The 16,825-nt window shown below is 45.1% G+C and carries 20 protein-coding genes and 1 pseudogene; 11 read left to right on the top strand and 10 right to left on the bottom strand.

Features of this window, described 5'->3' with window-relative positions:
- From F8H35_RS01055 to F8H35_RS01015, 9 genes are all read left to right on the top strand, one after another.
- On the top strand, positions 1–827 hold an 827-nt coding region (locus F8H35_RS01055), incomplete at its 5' end, for a hypothetical protein (RefSeq protein ID WP_472571720.1).
- Positions 796–1,422 (top strand): hypothetical protein, encoded by a 627-nt coding sequence (locus F8H35_RS01050; protein ID WP_472571719.1) that lies wholly within the window; start codon positions 796–798, stop codon positions 1,420–1,422. The genes F8H35_RS01055 and F8H35_RS01050, both read left to right, overlap by 32 nt.
- Positions 1,422–2,192: a prepilin peptidase gene (locus F8H35_RS01045; RefSeq protein WP_472571718.1), complete on the top strand. Its 771-nt coding sequence runs from the start codon at positions 1,422–1,424 to the stop codon at positions 2,190–2,192. The genes F8H35_RS01050 and F8H35_RS01045 overlap by 1 nt, the downstream gene beginning before the upstream one ends.
- Positions 2,189–2,842, top strand: a complete 654-nt coding sequence (locus F8H35_RS01040; protein ID WP_472571717.1) for a hypothetical protein — start codon at positions 2,189–2,191, stop codon at positions 2,840–2,842. Before F8H35_RS01045 ends, F8H35_RS01040 begins: the two co-directional genes overlap by 4 nt.
- On the top strand, positions 2,839–3,447 hold the full coding sequence (gene tsaB, locus F8H35_RS01035; protein ID WP_472571716.1) for a tRNA (adenosine(37)-N6)-threonylcarbamoyltransferase complex dimerization subunit type 1 TsaB: 609 nt from the start codon (positions 2,839–2,841) through the stop codon (positions 3,445–3,447). Before F8H35_RS01040 ends, tsaB begins: the two co-directional genes overlap by 4 nt.
- A complete protein-coding gene (rimI, locus tag F8H35_RS01030; protein ID WP_472571715.1) occupies positions 3,419–3,877 on the top strand; it encodes a ribosomal protein S18-alanine N-acetyltransferase in 459 nt (152 codons plus the stop codon). The genes tsaB and rimI overlap by 29 nt, the downstream gene beginning before the upstream one ends.
- On the top strand, positions 3,864–4,100 hold the full coding sequence (locus F8H35_RS01025; protein ID WP_472571714.1) for a YdcH family protein: 237 nt from the start codon (positions 3,864–3,866) through the stop codon (positions 4,098–4,100). The genes rimI and F8H35_RS01025 overlap by 14 nt, the downstream gene beginning before the upstream one ends.
- Positions 4,090–5,742, top strand: coding sequence for a dihydroxy-acid dehydratase (ilvD, locus tag F8H35_RS01020; RefSeq protein ID WP_472571713.1), 1,653 nt, complete (start codon positions 4,090–4,092; stop codon positions 5,740–5,742). Before F8H35_RS01025 ends, ilvD begins: the two co-directional genes overlap by 11 nt.
- A gap of 52 nt (positions 5,743–5,794) precedes the next feature.
- Positions 5,795–6,739: a ketopantoate reductase family protein gene (locus F8H35_RS01015; RefSeq protein WP_472569207.1), complete on the top strand. Its 945-nt coding sequence runs from the start codon at positions 5,795–5,797 to the stop codon at positions 6,737–6,739.
- Here the strand turns inward: F8H35_RS01015 and F8H35_RS01010 are convergent.
- Positions 6,718–7,806, bottom strand: coding sequence for a glycosyltransferase (locus tag F8H35_RS01010; RefSeq protein WP_472571712.1), 1,089 nt, complete (start codon positions 7,804–7,806; stop codon positions 6,718–6,720). The two genes, F8H35_RS01015 and F8H35_RS01010, sit on opposite strands and share 22 nt — an antisense overlap.
- Positions 7,807–7,880: 74 nt before the next feature.
- Between F8H35_RS01010 and F8H35_RS01005 the strand changes: the two genes are divergently transcribed.
- Entirely contained in the window at positions 7,881–9,455 is a 1,575-nt protein-coding gene (locus F8H35_RS01005) for an APC family permease (RefSeq protein ID WP_472571711.1), read from the top strand.
- On the top strand, positions 9,421–9,675 hold the full coding sequence (locus F8H35_RS01000) for a thioredoxin family protein (protein ID WP_472571710.1): 255 nt from the start codon (positions 9,421–9,423) through the stop codon (positions 9,673–9,675). Before F8H35_RS01005 ends, F8H35_RS01000 begins: the two co-directional genes overlap by 35 nt.
- 2 nt (positions 9,676–9,677) lie before the next feature.
- On the opposite strand, the gene F8H35_RS00995 is transcribed toward F8H35_RS01000, so the two are convergent.
- From F8H35_RS00995 to F8H35_RS00955, 9 genes and pseudogenes are all read right to left on the bottom strand, one after another.
- Positions 9,678–10,925, bottom strand: coding sequence for a hemolysin family protein (locus tag F8H35_RS00995; protein WP_472571709.1), 1,248 nt, complete (start codon positions 10,923–10,925; stop codon positions 9,678–9,680).
- Complete coding sequence (locus F8H35_RS00990) at positions 10,925–12,196, bottom strand: hemolysin family protein (protein ID WP_472571708.1); 1,272 nt, start codon at positions 12,194–12,196, stop codon at positions 10,925–10,927. The genes F8H35_RS00995 and F8H35_RS00990 overlap by 1 nt, the downstream gene beginning before the upstream one ends.
- A 1-nt stretch (position 12,197) precedes the next feature.
- Positions 12,198–13,673: a membrane protein insertase YidC gene (gene yidC, locus F8H35_RS00985; protein WP_472571707.1), complete on the bottom strand. Its 1,476-nt coding sequence runs from the start codon at positions 13,671–13,673 to the stop codon at positions 12,198–12,200.
- Positions 13,674–13,685: 12 nt separating this feature from the next.
- Positions 13,686–13,892: a membrane protein insertion efficiency factor YidD gene (yidD, locus tag F8H35_RS00980; protein WP_472571721.1), complete on the bottom strand. Its 207-nt coding sequence runs from the start codon at positions 13,890–13,892 to the stop codon at positions 13,686–13,688.
- Entirely contained in the window at positions 13,892–14,263 is a 372-nt protein-coding gene (gene rnpA, locus F8H35_RS00975) for a ribonuclease P protein component (protein ID WP_472571706.1), read from the bottom strand. The genes yidD and rnpA overlap by 1 nt, the downstream gene beginning before the upstream one ends.
- Entirely contained in the window at positions 14,248–14,409 is a 162-nt protein-coding gene (rpmH, locus tag F8H35_RS00970; RefSeq protein WP_121169687.1) for a 50S ribosomal protein L34, read from the bottom strand. Before rpmH ends, rnpA begins: the two co-directional genes overlap by 16 nt.
- Positions 14,410–14,462: 53 nt before the next feature.
- Entirely contained in the window at positions 14,463–15,140 is a 678-nt protein-coding gene (locus tag F8H35_RS00965) for a hypothetical protein (RefSeq protein ID WP_472571705.1), read from the bottom strand.
- On the bottom strand, positions 15,112–15,732 hold the full coding sequence (locus F8H35_RS00960; protein WP_472571704.1) for a hypothetical protein: 621 nt from the start codon (positions 15,730–15,732) through the stop codon (positions 15,112–15,114). The genes F8H35_RS00965 and F8H35_RS00960 overlap by 29 nt, the downstream gene beginning before the upstream one ends.
- Positions 15,711–16,825: pseudogene (locus F8H35_RS00955) on the bottom strand (glutamate-ammonia-ligase adenylyltransferase); the annotation flags it as partial. The gene F8H35_RS00960 and the pseudogene F8H35_RS00955, both read right to left, overlap by 22 nt.

Raw genomic sequence — 16,825 nt, 5'->3', positions numbered from 1 at the left:
GAACAGCTCCAGCTCCCCTTACAAAACTCCTCGTCTCCTCTTTTGTCTCTCCCTACTGCTACAGAGAGTTTAAGGAGAGGTTAGACGCCTCGGAAGAGCTTTTAGAGGAGAACCTGACGGTAGGCTACTCCTTTGTTTTAAGGCCTTTCATAAGGAAAGAGTTTAACCCAAGGAGCGTTGAGATTTTCACAGGAGAGGGCTTCCGGAGGGAGTCAGAAAAGATTTTAGAACTCGTTGAAGAGAAAACAGGCCTGGAAGCAGACGACAACTACGAGGTTCTGACCTTTTACGCTTCAGGTGGCTTCTTCCCCTTTAAGAACGTTGCAAGGCCGCCGGGGGAGCTCTCCACCCTGCCGCCGGAGAGCTCCCTTTTAGGTCAGCTCCTCTGCAGGCTTAACATCTTTGACTTTGAGACAGTCCACAGGGCTGTCATGATGGTTCGGAGTGGAATCCCCTTTAAGTTCTCGCTCCTTGGAAGCGTTAAGGGGCTGGGCTACATGAGGGGGAATGCACTTGCGAAGGCGGGGGAGCTCCTCAACTACCACTCAGAGATTCCACTTATAAACGGCCTGAAAGAGGAACAGCGGGAGGTTTTAGACGCCCTGAGGGAGGCCCTCTCATACAGGTATGAAACAGTCCAGCAGGTTGAGAGGGAAGCCACGGCAATTGTTAACGCAGTGAGGAGGATTAAATTTCCCCTGGGAGATGAGAAGCTCCTCAGATTCCTCTCTTCACTGTTTGTGGGAAGGAGAGAGGCGGTTAAGCTAACAAAGGAGAGAGCTCTGGAGGTGCTCTTTGAGAACGTCACGGGGAAAGAGGAAGCTTAAGGTAAGGATTGACGGAAAACCTGTTGAGTTTGAGGTGGGAAAACAGGCTGAAGGAACATCAACAACCGGACTTTTACGCCTAATAGAGTACCGCTACCTCTTCCCTGAAAGGTCAATTAAGTACGTTGAGAGAAAGGGAGAGAAGCTCCACCCGTCTAAGGTTGACGAGGTGAAAGACCTTGAAGAGCTCAACATAGTAACAGAACCCGCCCAGAACATGGTAAGGAAACAGATTGAGCTTGCCCTTGTAGCACTTGAGGGGATGAGAAACGCCATAGACCAGATAGTCTCAGACTGGAACACAAAGCCGGAGCTTGCAAAACTGATGCTCCACAACCTGTTGGACTCCTTAGACTGGACAGTAAAGCTTGTAGATTCCGGCTCAAAGATACTCCCCATCTACGAGGGGATAGACGAGGAGATTGCAAAGCTTGAGGACGCCGTTTTCAAGTTAGACGACCTTATGTATGAGGGAAAGGAGGAGGAAGCCCTTAAAGTTCTCCAGACAGACGTGAAGTCTGCCGTTGAGAAGTGGTCTGAATTCTTAAGGGGGCTTGTCCGTTTTGTTAAGTCTGCCCCCAAGGAGACCCACTGATGGGGATAATCTGCCTTGGAGCCTTTATTTTAGGTCTCTTCATAGGCAGTTTCCTGAACGTCTGCATCTACAGGATTCCTAAGGGCGAATCTGTCGTCTGGCCGCCGTCCCACTGCCCAAAGTGTGGGGAAAAGATAAAGCCCTACGACAACATTCCGGTTATCAGCTACCTGTTGCTGAGGGGAAGGTGCCGGAGCTGTGGTGAAAGGATAAGCTACCAGTATCCGGCAGTTGAACTCCTCACCGGTTTACTAACGGCTGCAGCCGTCTGTAGATTCGGGCTAACCTTTTCTGCTCTCTACTACTTAATACTTACCTACTACCTGATAGTTGTCTCTTTTATAGACCTGAAAACGATGGAGGTTCCCGTTAGGCTCAGCTACGGAGCTCTCCTCTCAGGCCTCTTTCTCTCATTCTTCGTTCCCAACCACTCTTTCAAAGAGGCCGTTTTTGGAGCGTCGTTCGGGGCAGGCATCATCCTCTTCATAATAGAGACATACTACGTTTTTACAGGAAAAGAAGGAATGGGCTACGGGGACGCCAACATAATGGCCGTTGTGGGGGCCTTTTTGGGGTGGAAGAAGGTTTTACTTACCCTCTTCCTGGCCTCATTTGTTGGAGCTCTCTTTGGAATCTCATTAATCTTGATTAACAAAGAGAAACGGGAAAAAGCGATCCCATTCGGGCCTTTCCTCTCAATTGGAGCTCTCCTATCCCTCTACTTCGGAGACGCCCTGATAAAATGGTACTTAGGAGGGCTGGGGATATGATGACCTATGTAAAAAGAGCTGAGCAGTTTCTCACAAAAGTTGCAGATATATTCCTGCTGGTTATAACATTTACACTTTTAGCAATATCAATTGTTCTTTTTATTGAATTTTTACTTCTCTCTCCGAAGGTAATTCATGTAGAAGAAATTATCCTTACAGGTCATATGAAAGATGCAGCAGAGAGCCTGAAAGAGCTTATTTCTCCTCTCCTTATGTTTGTAATTGTTGTTGAACTTGCCATAATGCTTGTAAAACACCAGCCGAGAATTGTTTTTGACGTTCTTTTAATAGCAATTGCAAGGGAAATTATCATTGCAGGCTACGATTTTAAGAATGTTTTATTAGGAACCATTTCTCTCCTCATCCTTTTCTTCATAAGGAAGTTCCTCACGCTGAAAAGCATCCCACCGGGAACGGCAGTAATCATTGACCCGTACATAACAATTGAATCCCTTAACGAGATGTTGGACGTCCACATCCCCTTTGAAGAGGATAAATACCTTATTGACCTGATAGAACGGCTTGCAAAGGAGAGGGGAATTGTTCTCAAGAAGAGAAAGACGATAGACATTGCAAACGTGAAAATTGAAATATTAGACGTTGACGAAAACGGAAAACCGATTTTAGTAAGGGTCATAAAGACGGCATGACGAGGCTTGCCATAGACCTTTCCCTACCTGAAGGGAGCATTTCCGTTGAAGTTGATGGGAAAGTTATCTCTTCTATTTCATGGAACAGGCCAAAGCTCCACGCTGAAGTTGTATTCAGCCAGATAGAGAGGGCTCTTAATCTGGCGGGAGTAAAAAAGGAAGATGTTGAAGAGGTTATTGTCTCGTCAGGCCCCGGCTCCTTTACGGGGGTGAGGCTCTCTGTCTCTGTAGGAAAGGCCTTTAAAGAGTGTGGGGTTAAAGTTTTCTCCACAACAACTCTCAAAGCCCTAAAGTGGGGATACGAGAGTTTGGGGTTTAACGTCTTTCCCGTAATCCCTGCAAGGAGGGGAAAGGTTTATTCGGAGCTCCACGGAACGGAAACTGATATTACTCCTGAAGAACTTTTTAGGGAACTATCAAAAATTGAAAATCCGCTGATTGTCTTTAAGGGGGAGCTCCCCCCACCCCTCGCAGAGCTCCCACACCTTGAGGAGAGAGCTCCCCTATCAACAAAACTCCTCTTAATTCCAGAAGAAGAACTCTCACCCTTAACGTTCCACTACGTAAGAGACCACGATGCAAAACCTCAGTGTAGAACGCTTTAAAGAGGAAGACCTATCGGATATACTTAAGTTAGAGAGGGAGCTCTTTGACGAGCCCTACTCAGAGGAGACGCTGAGGAGAGAGTTGGAACTGCCCTTTTCACTTGGCCTTGTCGCAAAACTTAACTCTGAAACTGCAGGGTACTGCCTCTCGTGGATTATCGGGGAGACCTGCGAGCTCCACAGGATAGGCGTAAAGGGGAAATTCCAGGGAAAGGGAATAGGAAGAATACTCCTTTCCAAACTCCTTGAAAGAGCTAAAAAAATAGGAGCGAGGGAAGTCATTTTGGAAGTTAGTGAGAAAAACAGGAAAGCGATTTCTCTCTACGAAAGGTTTGGATTCAGGAAGATTTCAGAGAGGGAGAACTACTACGGAAGAGAGAGAGCTCTCATAATGAAACTCAATTTAGGAGGAGAAGATGCTGAGAGATGAGAATCTGAAAGCCCTTGCAAGGGAGAAGTTTCACCACTTTAAGACCTTAGAGAAGAAACACCAGGAGCTTGACGACATAATTGACAAGATGGAGAAGAAGGCTGTCCTCACTCCCCAGGAGGAGCTTGAGCTTGAAAGGATGAAGAAGGAGAGGCTCCGCCTGAGGGATGAGATGATGCTCCTCATGAAGAAGGCAAAGGAGGAAGCTGAGAATGAGAAGTGATGTCCTAAGGGAGTTTGAGAAGCTTCCCGCAAGAGCCCTCATGATGGCAACGGGGCTCCAGAGGAAAGACATTGAAAAGCCCCTCATCGGAATAATCTCAAGCTGGACAGACCTTGTTCCCGGCCATGCCGACATGTTCTCATTGGAGAGGTTCATTGAAAGGGGAGTTGCGGCAGCCGGAGGAACTCCCTTTATCGTCCGTGTTCCTGCAGTTTGCGACGGAATAGCGATGGGACACGAGGGAATGAGATTCTCTCTTCCCCTGAGGGAGCTTATTGCAGACGCAGTTGAGGATATCGTAAACGCCCACCAGTTAGACGGAATCGTCCTCTTAACGGCCTGCGACAAGATAACCCCTGGAATGCTCATGGGGGCGGCAAGGGTAAACATCCCGGCAATAGTTGTAACCGCCGGCCCGATGCTTGCAGGCAGGAGAGGAAGGGAGAGGTTAGACCTTGTAACACATACCTTTGAGGCAATCGGCAGGTATAAGGCTGGGGAGATAACCTTAGAGGAGCTCCTTGAGCTTGAGGGAGCAGCCTGCCCCTCATCGGGAGCCTGCCAGGGGATGTTCACGGCAAACACAATGGCCTGTTTAACCGAGGCTCTAGGAATGTCCCTCCCCTACTGTGGAACATCACCTGCACCTCTGGCTGAGAAGAAGAGGCTTGCAGAAGCATCCGGAGAGAAAATCGTTGAGCTCGTTAAAAAGGACGTAAAGGCAAGGGATATCCTCACTCCTGCAGCTTTCAGAAACGCCATAAGGGTTGACCTGGCTTTAGGAGGTTCAACAAACACAGTCCTCCACCTGCCGGCAATTGCCCACGAGGCGGGAGTTCCCTTTGAGATAAAGCTCTTTGACGAGCTCAGCAGGGAAACCCCAAAGATCTGCTCAATGAGGCCCGGCGGTAAATACCTGATGGAAGACCTCCACTACGCAGGCGGAATTCCGGGGGTTATGAACAGGCTCTTTGAGAAGCTTGAAAGCAACCCGACTGTTCTTGGAACAGACATAAGGGAGATTGCAGCGGCTGCAAGGATATGGGACGACGATGTTATAAGGCCGTTAGACAGGCCCTACAGCCCTGAAGGCGGAATTGCAATCCTCTACGGAAACCTTGCCCCAGATGGAGCCGTAATAAAGCAGGGTGCAGTTTCAGACAGGATGAAGGTCTTTACGGGAACCGCCAGGGTCTTTGACTGTGAAGAGGACGCAATGAAGGCCGTTATGGAAGGCCAGATAAAGGCGGGAGACGTGATAGTAATCAGGTATGAAGGGCCCAAGGGCGGCCCCGGAATGAGGGAGATGCTGGCAGTAACGGCTGCCGTCATGGGAATGGGGCTTGGAGAGTCCGTTGCCCTCATAACAGACGGAAGGTTCTCCGGCGGAACCCACGGCCCGTGTATCGGCCACATCTCCCCTGAAGCTGCCGAAGGAGGTCCAATAGGCGTTGTGAGAGACGGAGACAAGATCCACATAAACGTTCCTGAGAGGAAGTTAGAACTCCTCATAAGCGACGAGGAGCTCCAGAAGAGGCTCTCAGAGTTCAAGCCGAAGCAGAAGGAGATAAAGTCAAAGCTCTTAAGAAAATACGCAAAGCTCGTAACCTCTGCCTCAAAAGGCGCCATCCAGGACGTTTAAAGGGGAGGGAGCTCCTCTCCCCCTTCCTATATTCCAAAAAAAGGAGAGAACCTTGAAATTTGTAGTTTTCGGAGCCGGTGGAGTAGGGAGTTTCTACGGTGGAATGCTTGCAAGGTGCGGCCACGAGGTCGTTTTTATAGCAAGGGGTGAGCATCTTAAGGCAATGAAGAAAAAGGGATTAACAGTTAAGAGCTTCAAACACGGCGAGTTCACAGTTAAAGAGGGAGAAAAGGTTAAGTTTACAAACAGACCGGAAGAGGCCGGAAAGGCCGATGCTATTTTGGTCTGCGTAAAGTCCTACGACACAGAGAAGGTTGCCCCTCTAATAAAGCCGATGCTGAAGGAAGACACCGTCGTCATTTCAGTTCAGAACGGAATTGAGAACGAGGAGATTCTGGCGAAGTATTTAGGGAAAGAGCACGTTTTAGGGGCAACGGCATTCATAGGAACCTACGTTTCTGAGCCGGGAATGGTTGTCCACGAGGCCGCAGGGCTTTTGGAGATTGGGGAACTCTATGGAAAGCCCTCAGAGAGGGTTGAAAAATTAGTTGAAGAGATGAAAAAGTGCGGAATTGAGGCGAGGGCTTCAAGGGATATAAGATACACCCTTTGGAAAAAACTTGTCTGGAATATTGCGTTTAACCCCTACTCCGTAATAACAAGGGCAACAGTTGGAGAGATGCTGGAGCTCCCCGAAACATACCAGATTTTAAAGAAACTGATGGAGGAGTGCTACGCTGTTGCAGAAGCCCACGGTGTTAAACTGAAGCCGAAAATCATGGAGAACTACCTCAAATCCTCTCCAGACCTTATGAACTACAAAACCAGCATGCTCTTAGACTTTGAGAGGGGAAAACCGATAGAGCTTGAAGGAATAACGGGAGCCCTCATAAGGAAGGCAGAGGAGAAGGGGGTAGAAGTTCCCTACAACAGGTGTGTTTACGGAACAGTTAAGCTACTATTAAAGAAAAGGGATCAGGAGAGGAGCTCTTTGTAGAGTTCCAAGTGCTCTTTTACGGAATTTGCAACTCTAAATTTTTCTGCTCTCTCTCTTGCCAGAACCGACTTTCTCTTCCAGAGCTCTCTATCACTCAAAAGCAATTTAAGACTTTCTGCAACTGAACTAACGTTTTCACTACAGACAAAACCAGCTTCACCCACAACCTCAGGAGCAGAACCTGAGTTCAGACAGACAACCGGAAGACCGCAGGCCATAGCCTCGGCAAAGACAAGGCCAAAAGTCTCATACTTTGACGGCAGAAAGAAAAGAGAAGATGAAGAGTAGAGCTCCACAAGTTTCTCTCTCTTAATTTTTCCTAAAAACTTAACCTTAACGTTTAACTCATCTGCAAGCTTTTCAAGTCTTCCTCTCTCAGGACCTTCACCTACAACAAGATACTCAAAATCCACAACCCTTTGAGCTTCAGATATAACACGAAGACCAAACTCAAGATTCTTTTCCGGAGCAAGCCTCGTTACGGTTATAACCCTCTTTCCAAAAGAGGCCTTCCTTGATGAGAAGAAGTAATCGGGTATCCCCGGATAAATAACTCTTAAGAGAATATTTTCTGGAAGAAAAGGCCTGTAGGTTTTAAGCTGATAGCTGGAGACAAAAACCATGGCATCAGATTGTTTCGCCATAAAGCCAACCAGAAGCTTCGCGATCTTACCGTTATCTAACCTCAAAGAGTGGTAAGAGATGTGCATAGGATCAACGTGAACCGTTCCTACAACCGGTTTTTTTACATACCTGCCGACAATAACTGCTACCATTCCGGCAGTAAAGGGCTCGTGATAGTGGATAACATCTGGGTTGAACTGTTCAATTTCCCTTATTAAATCAAGGCTTGGCAGAACAAACTCTGCTTTATCGTAAAAGGGATACCTAAAACTGGGAAGGCTAAAAACTTTAAATTCCCTTTTAAGAGAATCATCAACAGACCTTCCAGTTACTATTAAGACTTCATGCCCCAAATCTTTCAAACCACGGGCAGTATCGTAAACAACTTTCGTTCCACCCCCCATGTCAAGCCTGAAGTTATCCGTAAAAATTGCAATCCTCAATGTTGCTCTCCCGAAAAAGAGATAGTAAATTCATACCACACAAAGAATTTAACAACTATGCAGGAGTTAAATAAATGAAAAAGAAAATAGGATTCTGGGAAGCCTACTCAATAGGCGTTGGAGGAATGATAGGAGGAGGTATCTTTGCCGTTTTAGGGCTTACAATTCTCCTCTCAAAAGGTGCTGCACCTGTAGCTTTTTTATTTGCAGGAACGATAGCACTACTAACAGCCTACTCTTACGCCAAGCTTTCAGTAAGATACCCGAGTGAAGGTGGAACGGTAGAGTTTTTAGTTCAGGGTTTTGGCAACAACTTTTTTACAGCTTACATGAACACTCTACTGCTTGCAAGCTACGTAATAATGCTTGCTCTATACTCCTACGCCTTTGGAAGTTACGGCTCTGCCCTCATCTTCGGCCACGAAATACCCTTAGTAAAGAAACTACTAATAGCAGGAATCGTCTCCTTCCTGGCGTTTATCAATTTCTTAGGGGCTTACGTAAGCGGTAAAACGGAAGATATTATGGTATTTACCAAGTTAGGTATTCTAATGTTCTTTTCGGCATTAGGATTTCTAACTGGAGACTTCTCAAAACTTTCACCGGAACACTGGGAGAGTTTTCTGAAGATAATGGTCGGAGGTCTCATAATATTTCTGGCATACGAAGGGTTTGAACTGATAGCGAACACAGCTCAAGACGTAGAAAATCCGGAAAAAACACTACCTAAAGCCTACTACGCAAGTGTTCTCACAGTTATAGGAGTCTACGTTCTGGTAGCTGCAGTTGCTGTGGCAAACCTTACCTATCAGCAGGTTGTAAAGTACAAAGACTACGCATTAGCGGTTGCCGCAGAACCTTTTCTTGGAAAGTTTGGGTTCGTTCTAATCGGCATAGCAGCCCTTCTCTCTACAGCCTCGGCGATAAACGCAACACTCTACGGAAGCGCAAGGGTGAGCTATCTGGTGGCAAAGCTTGGAGCTCTCCCAAAAAGCGTGAGCAAAAAGGTGTGGAGAGAAGGAACAGAAGGCCTTCTTATACTTGCAGTTCTAACTATCCTCTTCGCCACACTCTTTAACCTTGAGAATATCTCTGTTGCAGGGAGTTTTGGATTCCTTTCAATATTTGCAGCTGTTAACTTTGCAAACTTTAAACTTTACAGGTATACAAACTCAAACAGGTGGATATCGCTTCTTGCCTTTCTCCTGTGCGTCATTTCTGGAATAGTTCTCATAGGATACAATCTGAGGACCAACCCAAACTCTTTGAGGTCTGTAACTGTTGTCCTTATAGGAACTCTTCTATTTGAAGCTATTTACAGAAGCCTTACATCTGTCAGACTGAAAAATTACATTGACTGGAGGATAAAGGAGAGAGAAGAGTTCTTTAAAAAACACCCCATGTTTTTAGCCCTGCTGAAAAGGGAAGTTGAAAGCAGATTTAAAGACGCCAAGGTAAAAGTTATTTCTGTTCCAGATAAAGAGAAAGGAGGAATGTTGAAAATAAAAATTGAGACGGAAAACCCTGAAAAGGTTGAAAAGCTTGTCAGGAGAATTCTGAAAGAGGAAAAAATCAAAGAACACCACCCTGTAGAGATAACTGTGGAGAGGAAAGATGGAGCTAATTCTCTACAGCTCAAAGAGGTGTAACGTCTGCATTGCTCTTAAGCCAAAACTTGAAGATGTTGCCACAAAGTTCGGAATTGAACTGAAGGAGATTAACATTGAAGAAAATCCTGTAGAAGCTGCTCAATCAATGGTTTTCTCTGCTCCTACGCTGATACTGAGAGAGGGAAACAGTGAAATAAGGCGCTGGAGCAGGGTTTTCTCTGTCTCCGAAGTTGAAGAGTTCCTTAACAGAGTCCTTTAAGTCTACTTCTCCTCTATCTTAACCCGTTTTATTCTCTTCCTGTCAACCTCTTCAACTGTAAGGGTATGGTAAGGGAGCTCCAACTTCTCTCCCTCTTTAGGAAATCGTCCTAACCTGGAAAGAATCAGTCCGGCTACACTTACATAGTCTGGACTTTCCGGTAGAGGCTTCTTTAAAATCCTGTTCAGTTCCTCAATTTCTGCGGAAGCATCGGTAATTACACCATTTTTTGTTTTTTCTATCTTAAACGTTTCCCTGTCAAACTCGTCCTCTATCCTTCCTACTACCTCTTCCAAAATATCCTCAATGGTAACGATCCCAAGCGTTGATCCGAACTCGTCAACAACTATTCCCATTTGCTCCTTGTTCTTCTTAAACTCTTTAAGAGCATCAAATATGTTCATATATTCAGGAAGAATTAGAATAGGCCTCATTATCTCCCGAACTTTCAAGTCGGGCTTATTAACCGAGATAAGGTCTGAAACAAGGATGTAACCGACAATGTTGTCTATCCTTCCTTCGTAAACGGGAAGCTTTGAAAAACCGCTCTTTTCCATAAGTTCAAGGGCTTCAAGAACTGAAGCATTCTCACTCACTGCTATAACTTTTGAAAGTGGCGTGTATACGCTACCAATAGACTTCTCTTTTAACTCAAGAACGTTCCTTAAAATATCTCTTTCAGTCTTATCTACGTTAAACCGGGAACCGCTCTCAACTAAAAGTTTCAGCTCCTCCTTCGTAACAAAGGGGCTCCTCTCCTCTTCCGCATTCAAAAGGTGGGCAACGAACTTTGAAAATCCCATAACAACGAACGAAACAGGCTTAAAGAGAATGTAGAAAAAGTAAATGGGATAAACAATTTTGAAGGCAACAACGTAGGAGTACTTCTGAAACAGGCTCTTTGGAATTAACTCTCCAAAGGTGAGAGTCACCGGAGTAAAACAGAGAACGGTAACAAGTTCCGGGTAGTCTGAGAGAAAAGGGAACGAGTGAACTATTCCGCCCATTACATATGTAGTAAAGATCGTTGAACCGGTAACGGTAGATAGATTGGTTCCAATAAGAGTAGTTGTTAACAGTTTTTCTGGCTCCTTTAAGAGTTCAGAGAGGAGTTTTGCCCTCCTATCTCCTCTCTTTAAGCGTTTCTGGAGCTCCACCTTCGGAAGGGAAACAACCGCTATCTCACTGCCTGAGAAGAAGGCTTCTGAGAGAACACAGAGGAGGATAAGAAAGAGGGGCCACAACTCCATCACTCTATCCTCTCAACAACTACAGACTCAATCCTGTTTCCCTTCTTCTTCTCAACAGTAAACCTGTAGCCCTGGTAGTCTACACTGTCCCCCTCGTTTGGTATTCTCTTAAGAAGGGCCATTATCAGTCCAGAAACAGTATCAACCTCATTTAGGACTTTGTCGTCGGAAAGCTCCAGGATTTCCTTCAGCTCCTCAACCGGCGTATCTCCCGAAAACCTGTACATTTTCTCAGACAGTTTCTCAACTTCTTCACAGGTTTTACCGTTTTTCTCATCGGGGAGCTCCCCCACAATCTCCCGAAGAATGTCATCTAAAGTAACGATTCCTGCAGTGTTTCCGTACTCATCAACAACAATGGCCATATGGCGACGGGTCTTCTGCATCTGATCAAGCAACTCATCAAGGGTCAGGAATTCAGTAATAAAGAAAGGCTTATCGGCAAAGTCTTTAATGGGTCTATCAAAATCCTCTGGCTTAAGAGTAAGGGGAAGAATTCTCCTTGTGTAGAGAATTCCCGTAATCTGGTCAAGTGAACCCCTGTAAATGGGAATCCGCGAAAACTTCACGTTCTTTAAAACCTCAAGGGCTTTGCCAACTTTCATATCTTCTGGAAGGGCAAAAACCCTATGTTTGGGAACCATTATCTCTCTAACGTCCATCTCCCCAAGATCAAGAGTCTTATCAATGAGTTTAAACTCTTCAGCCTCAATGGTTCCCTCTTTAGCACCTTCAGAAACGAGAATCATAAACTCCTCATCAGTAATTACCTTCGGCTTACTAAACAGCTCCACCCCAAAGGGTTTTAAAACAAAAGAGGCAAAACCAACAAGCAGCTTTCTAAAAGGTGCTATTAACTTACTGACAAACTTCAGAAAGGGAAAAATCAAAAAAGCATACTTCTCGTTGTACTTTATGGCAAGGGTTTTTGGAGTAACCTCTCCAAAAATAAGAAGAGTAATTACAGTAATAGGAACAGAGAGAGCTGCGCCCCTATCTTCTCCAAAGAGCTTTACAAAGAGAACGGCAGAAACAGAAGCTATGGCAACGTTAACCATCTCGTTACCAATCAAAATTGTTGCAATAAGCTCTGCAGGTTTCTGAAGAAAATGAAGTATCTCTTGAGCCCGTTTGTTCCCCTCGGCAGCAAGTCTTTCAAGCCGTAGAACGTTAAGTGAGAAAAAGGCAGTCTCTGAGGCGGAGAAGAGAGCCGAAAGGAGTATGAGAAGAGGTAGTAGAAAGTAGTAAACGGTTAAACTCTCAGACTCCATTTTAAGCGCCTTTCATCTCTACAAATTTCTTTATTATAAAGTTCTGAAGGGCAGTAATTACGTTGTTTGTAAACCAGTATAAGACCAGACCAGCTGGGAAGTGGGCAAACATAAATGTAAAAATGACAGAAACAGCTATAAAGATGTAGCGCTGCTGAGGATTAGTAGTAGGAGTAAGGAACTGCTGAAGTATCATAGAGGCACCCATTAAAATAGGAAGGAGGTACGTAGGGTCAGGCTGTGAAAGGTCAGGAACCCAGAGGAAAGAAGCTCCCTTTAGTTCAACAGCGTTGAGGAATATCTCGTAAAGAACTAAAAAGATGGGAATTTGAAGGAGCATCGGAAGACAGCCGGAAGCGGGGTTAACTCCGGTCTCCTTGTAGAGCTTCATCGTCTCTTCCTGGAGCTTCTGAGGGTCGTTTCCGTACTTCTTCTTAATCTCTTCAAGCTTTGGAGCCAGCTCCTGCATTCTCTTCATTGAAACGTAAGTTTTATGGGCAAGGGGATGGAGAAGAATCCTGATCAATACTGTAAAGACAATAATCAGAAGACCCCAATCGGGGATGAACCTGTGGAGAAAGAGAAAGAGTTTTAGAGTAGGTTTCGCCGCAAATCCAAATATCCCAAAGTCTATTGCTGAATCAAGGCCTAACTTTTCTAAACGGTTAAGCTCTTTCGGACCGCCGTAGAAGGTGAAGTTTTCAACAAAATTCCTCACAACGGTATGTTCAGGCGGAAGGAGCTCCACAGTTGCAGGAAAACTCTTCCCTTTAACAGCCATCAGGAAGTACTTATCTTCCTCTCCTGCCCAGAGAACCCTATTAAAGGAAAGGTAACCGGGAATGCCTTTGGGTTTAAGCCTTATTACCTTATCTTCTGTTTCAAGGACAGGACCGATGTGCCCCATCCTTGATGTATGGGCCTCGTTAACTTTTATGTCTGGGCCTACAAGTGTTTGAAGCTTTGCCCCTTTAAGAGAAGTTTTAACATCTATTCTGTAAGAGTCGGGATAGAAGGTGAGAGTTTTTACAAACTCCCTGCCGTCCGGTAGTTTTCCCTTGAGGACAAGCTTTTCTGGTCTGTTTTTAACGTTAAGCGAAACAGTAGAAGGTTCAAGGTTTAAACTTGCAAGCTCTTTAGAGAGAGCTCTGTTGTCGGAAACGGTCATTAAAGGGTAAACACCTAAATTTTGGGAAACCGGAGAAACTAACTGAGCTTTATATTTTTTTACGTAAAGCTTTATCAATTTGCCGTTTACAGTTGATATCTCAGCCGTATATAGAGGTGTATTAACCTTTACAACAGTTCCCAGCGTTTTAGAAGGTGGAATGTTATTGTTTACAACAACTTTTCTACTTACCTGCTCTTGAGCCCTTTCTTTATGATGGCTAAAAAATAGTTGAAATCCGAAGAAAACAAGGGCAGCTAAAATTACAGCCTGTATAAGAGACGCTCTGGTCCCCTTTTGTTCTGCCATAACCTACACTCCTTACGGGTAATCTACCCCTCCTCTTGAAAAGGGGTTACATCTTAAAACTCTCCAGGCCGATTTTACCAGTCCCTTCAAAACTCCATATTTCTCAACGGCCATAATTGTGTAGTTAGAACAAGTGGGATAATATCTACAGGAACCGGGCATGAGGGGAGAGAGGAACTTCTGATAGAACTTTACACAACTTATAATGAACGCTTTTATCAATTACCCTTCTCCTTTAGTATGCCTGCTTTTTCCGCCAGTTTCAGGAAGTCGTTTTCAACATCCTGGTACTTTTTACCGAGAATTCCCCTTCGCGCTATAAAGATGATATCAACAGGCTTCATCCTGTGTTTGTTAAGCCTGAAAACCTCTCTCATCAACCGCTTTGCCCTGTTCCTGTCTACAGCCCGTTTGGAAACTTTTTTTGAAGCAATAAAGGCTGCACGGGGATAATCCAAATTGTTATGCATAAAATAAAAAGCCACGGTAGAACCGCCAAGGCTCTTCCCGTGGTCAAACACTCTTTTGAAATCCCTCTGCTTCTTTAACCTCTCGTAGGGTTTAAAGGTAAACCTTACCTTCTTTTCCACTCGTCACTTACCGTAAGCTTCCAGCGGCCCTTCTTCCTGCGCCTTCTGAGAATTTCACGTCCGCTTTTACTTTTCATACGGGCCCTGAAACCGTGAACCCTTTTACCGTGAAGCCTGCTGGGTTGATATGTCCTCTTTGTTGACAACTTTCACCTCCAGAGAGGGGGAAATTTGATAAGGGAATTATAGGCAAAGGGGACTATTTGTCAAAGAGAGAGAGAATTTTGGGAAAGGCCGTTTCAGGGTTCCTTTTATACTCTGAGATGAGGGAGAGGAGCTCCCCCTCATCAACCCCGAAAGTTTTAAGAATCTCTCTTCTCCTTAAAAGGTGGTAACCGACGAACTGGAGCAGGTTTCTGGACTTCTCCTTGAATTTTGCGCTCTCAAAATCAATTATCCTCACTCTCACGCCGTCAAAGAGAAGGTGCTTTTCTCCCTTAATTTCTGAGTGCTCAACTCTGCATCTATCCAGCAGATAACAGCTCTCTAAAGCAGACAGAACTACCTTTTTACCGTACTTCTTAACCGCTTCAGAAAAGGGAATCCCATCTATCCATTCCATAACAGTAAAGTCGGGTGTGCAGATGTAGGGCTCAGGTGCCGGGTTTTTACCGCCCAAACATGACTGAAGGTGTTTAAGAATAGAACACTCTTTTTCAGCTATATACTCTTTCCCTGCATCGGATCTTGGAATCTTAACGGCAACAGGTTTACCGGAGAGCTCTCCCCTAAAAACAATCCCTCTATAACCCTTAGAGATGAAAGAAAGGTCTTTAACACCGAAAGAGGATAAAAGGTCAAACCGCTTTTTCCCAACTTCAGGATTGCAACGGGGGTAGTCAAGGAGTTTAAACAGCCGAGAACTCGGGGATTCCATACTCTTTTCTTAGGCACTCCCTTATTAAGGCTTTTTCTGTTATCTTATAAACTTTCCTATTCCAGTAAAGAATATAGGGCTCAAGCTCTTTCCTGGCCTTTTCTCTACACTCTTTCGTTTTCGGAGAGTTCATTTCAACAATCTCGTAGAACTGATCCTCTATCTCTCTAAGAGCTTTTTCAACCTCAAGAAGGTTGGGGTAGTTTCTGAGAGATAGTATCTTCTCAGCAACAGAAAGGTCTTTCACCTGAAGTTCTATGAGAATGGACTTCACTATTTTGTAAAGCTTTTCTATTCTGTTGTAGGGAAGGGTCTCCTTTGAGAAGCTTCTCCTTGCCTCTTCGGCCTCTTTCCTGCACTCGCGGAAAAACCACCGCTTTACCACTTCCCTTATGTCTCTGAAAGTAAAAGGCTCGGGAACGTTCTCCTCAGAGAGGGCCATGAGAACATAGTGGGGCTCTATTCCCAGGCTGTACCATTCTCTTATAACGGCAAGGTCATCCTGACCTCTGTAGGAAAAGTTCTCGTACCGGTCTCTGATACAGTCAAGAACTTCCTGAGCATAGTCTTTTAAACTCTTGACCTCATCCATTCCACAAACTCCTGGTAGAAGGAGCGAATTTCCCGTTTCAGGTTTTCTATTCTATCATTGGGAATGTGAGGACTTCCAAATAGCCTTGTATCTGTTTCCACTCTGCGGAGCTCCCTGTAGAGTTCTTCCCCTCTGTTAAACCGGGGATCTTCCTCTGCCAAAGCTTTAAGGGATTTAAGGGTATGCCTCAGCCACCTCCCCGAATAGAGCTGGTAGGTGTAGGAGATAAACTCAAGATCAACAATTCCACCTGCTCCATACTTTAACGGTTCTCTCTTTCCAAGTTCTCTTTCAAGTCTGTCCCTCATAGAGAGAATACCATCAAGAGTTTTACTGTCTAAAGGTTCTCCAAAGACAAACTCTTTAACCGTACTCTCAACTTCATCCTTCAAACTGCCGAAAAGGAAACGGAACCGGGTAAAAGCCAGCCTTTCCCACAGCCTTGCCGTTTCAGACAGGTATTTTCTGAAGTAGTTGGAAGTGAAGACTAACTCACCCTTTTCTCCAAAAGGTCTCAAGCGAGTATCAACCTCATAGCCCAGATTTTCCAGTCTTTTTATCAGCTCTACAGCCCTCTCGGTATCTTTACCTTCGGTGGAAGGGGCAATAAAGAGGAGATCAAGGTCTGAACCAACGTTCATCTCTCTGCTGCCGTGTTTTCCCAGAGAAGAGAGGGAGAAGGAAGGGGAGAGCTCCCTGTAGATATCCTTAAGAACGCCGTCGCAGACCGACGTAATCTCAGAGAGGAACTCCTCAATTTCTGTCCTTCCCAGCCGGTATCTGAGAAGAGCTACAACTTCAAGGATATTTTTCACAAGCTGAAAGTTTCCAAGCTCAGAACGGAGCTCTCTGTAAACATGAAGGTCAATCTTCCTCTCTATCAGGTCGGGGCGGAAAATGTGTTCTAAGAGCTCCGGCGTCTCCCTGAACCGTTTAAGGAAAAACTCACGGGTTGAGAGAAGAAAGAGCAGCAGCCGAAGGATGTTCTCGTGGGAGATGTAGGAAAAGAAGAACAGCTTACCCTCTTCTTTTTCTATAAAGGTGGTCAGGTTTTTGAGGGCAACTACAGGAGAAGGCACCGTTAAGAGTAGTC

This window comes from Thermovibrio sp. (assembly GCA_015488335.1).
GTDB lineage: Bacteria > Aquificota > Aquificia > Desulfurobacteriales > Desulfurobacteriaceae > Balnearium.
This window is presented reverse-complemented; position numbering and strand designations above follow the sequence as displayed.

Bases quoted from the DNA above. Each gene is read 5' to 3' on its own strand.
- F8H35_RS01045 (WP_472571718.1), top strand. From the start codon at position 1,422: ATGGGGATAATCTGCCTTGGAGCCTTTATTTTAGGTCTCTTCATAGGC.
- F8H35_RS01040 (WP_472571717.1), top strand. From the start codon at position 2,189: ATGATGACCTATGTAAAAAGAGCTGAGCAGTTTCTCACAAAAGTTGCA.
- tsaB (WP_472571716.1), top strand. From the start codon at position 2,839: ATGACGAGGCTTGCCATAGACCTTTCCCTACCTGAAGGGAGCATTTCC.
- rimI (WP_472571715.1), top strand. From the start codon at position 3,419: ATGCAAAACCTCAGTGTAGAACGCTTTAAAGAGGAAGACCTATCGGAT.
- F8H35_RS01025 (WP_472571714.1), top strand. From the start codon at position 3,864: ATGCTGAGAGATGAGAATCTGAAAGCCCTTGCAAGGGAGAAGTTTCAC.
- ilvD (WP_472571713.1), top strand. From the start codon at position 4,090: ATGAGAAGTGATGTCCTAAGGGAGTTTGAGAAGCTTCCCGCAAGAGCC.
- F8H35_RS01005 (WP_472571711.1), top strand. From the start codon at position 7,881: ATGAAAAAGAAAATAGGATTCTGGGAAGCCTACTCAATAGGCGTTGGA.
- F8H35_RS01000 (WP_472571710.1), top strand. From the start codon at position 9,421: ATGGAGCTAATTCTCTACAGCTCAAAGAGGTGTAACGTCTGCATTGCT.
- F8H35_RS00995 (WP_472571709.1), bottom strand. From the start codon at position 10,925: ATGGAGTTGTGGCCCCTCTTTCTTATCCTCCTCTGTGTTCTCTCAGAA.
- F8H35_RS00990 (WP_472571708.1), bottom strand. From the start codon at position 12,196: ATGGAGTCTGAGAGTTTAACCGTTTACTACTTTCTACTACCTCTTCTC.
- yidC (WP_472571707.1), bottom strand. From the start codon at position 13,673: ATGGCAGAACAAAAGGGGACCAGAGCGTCTCTTATACAGGCTGTAATT.
- F8H35_RS00965 (WP_472571705.1), bottom strand. From the start codon at position 15,140: ATGGAATCCCCGAGTTCTCGGCTGTTTAAACTCCTTGACTACCCCCGT.
- F8H35_RS00960 (WP_472571704.1), bottom strand. From the start codon at position 15,732: ATGGATGAGGTCAAGAGTTTAAAAGACTATGCTCAGGAAGTTCTTGAC.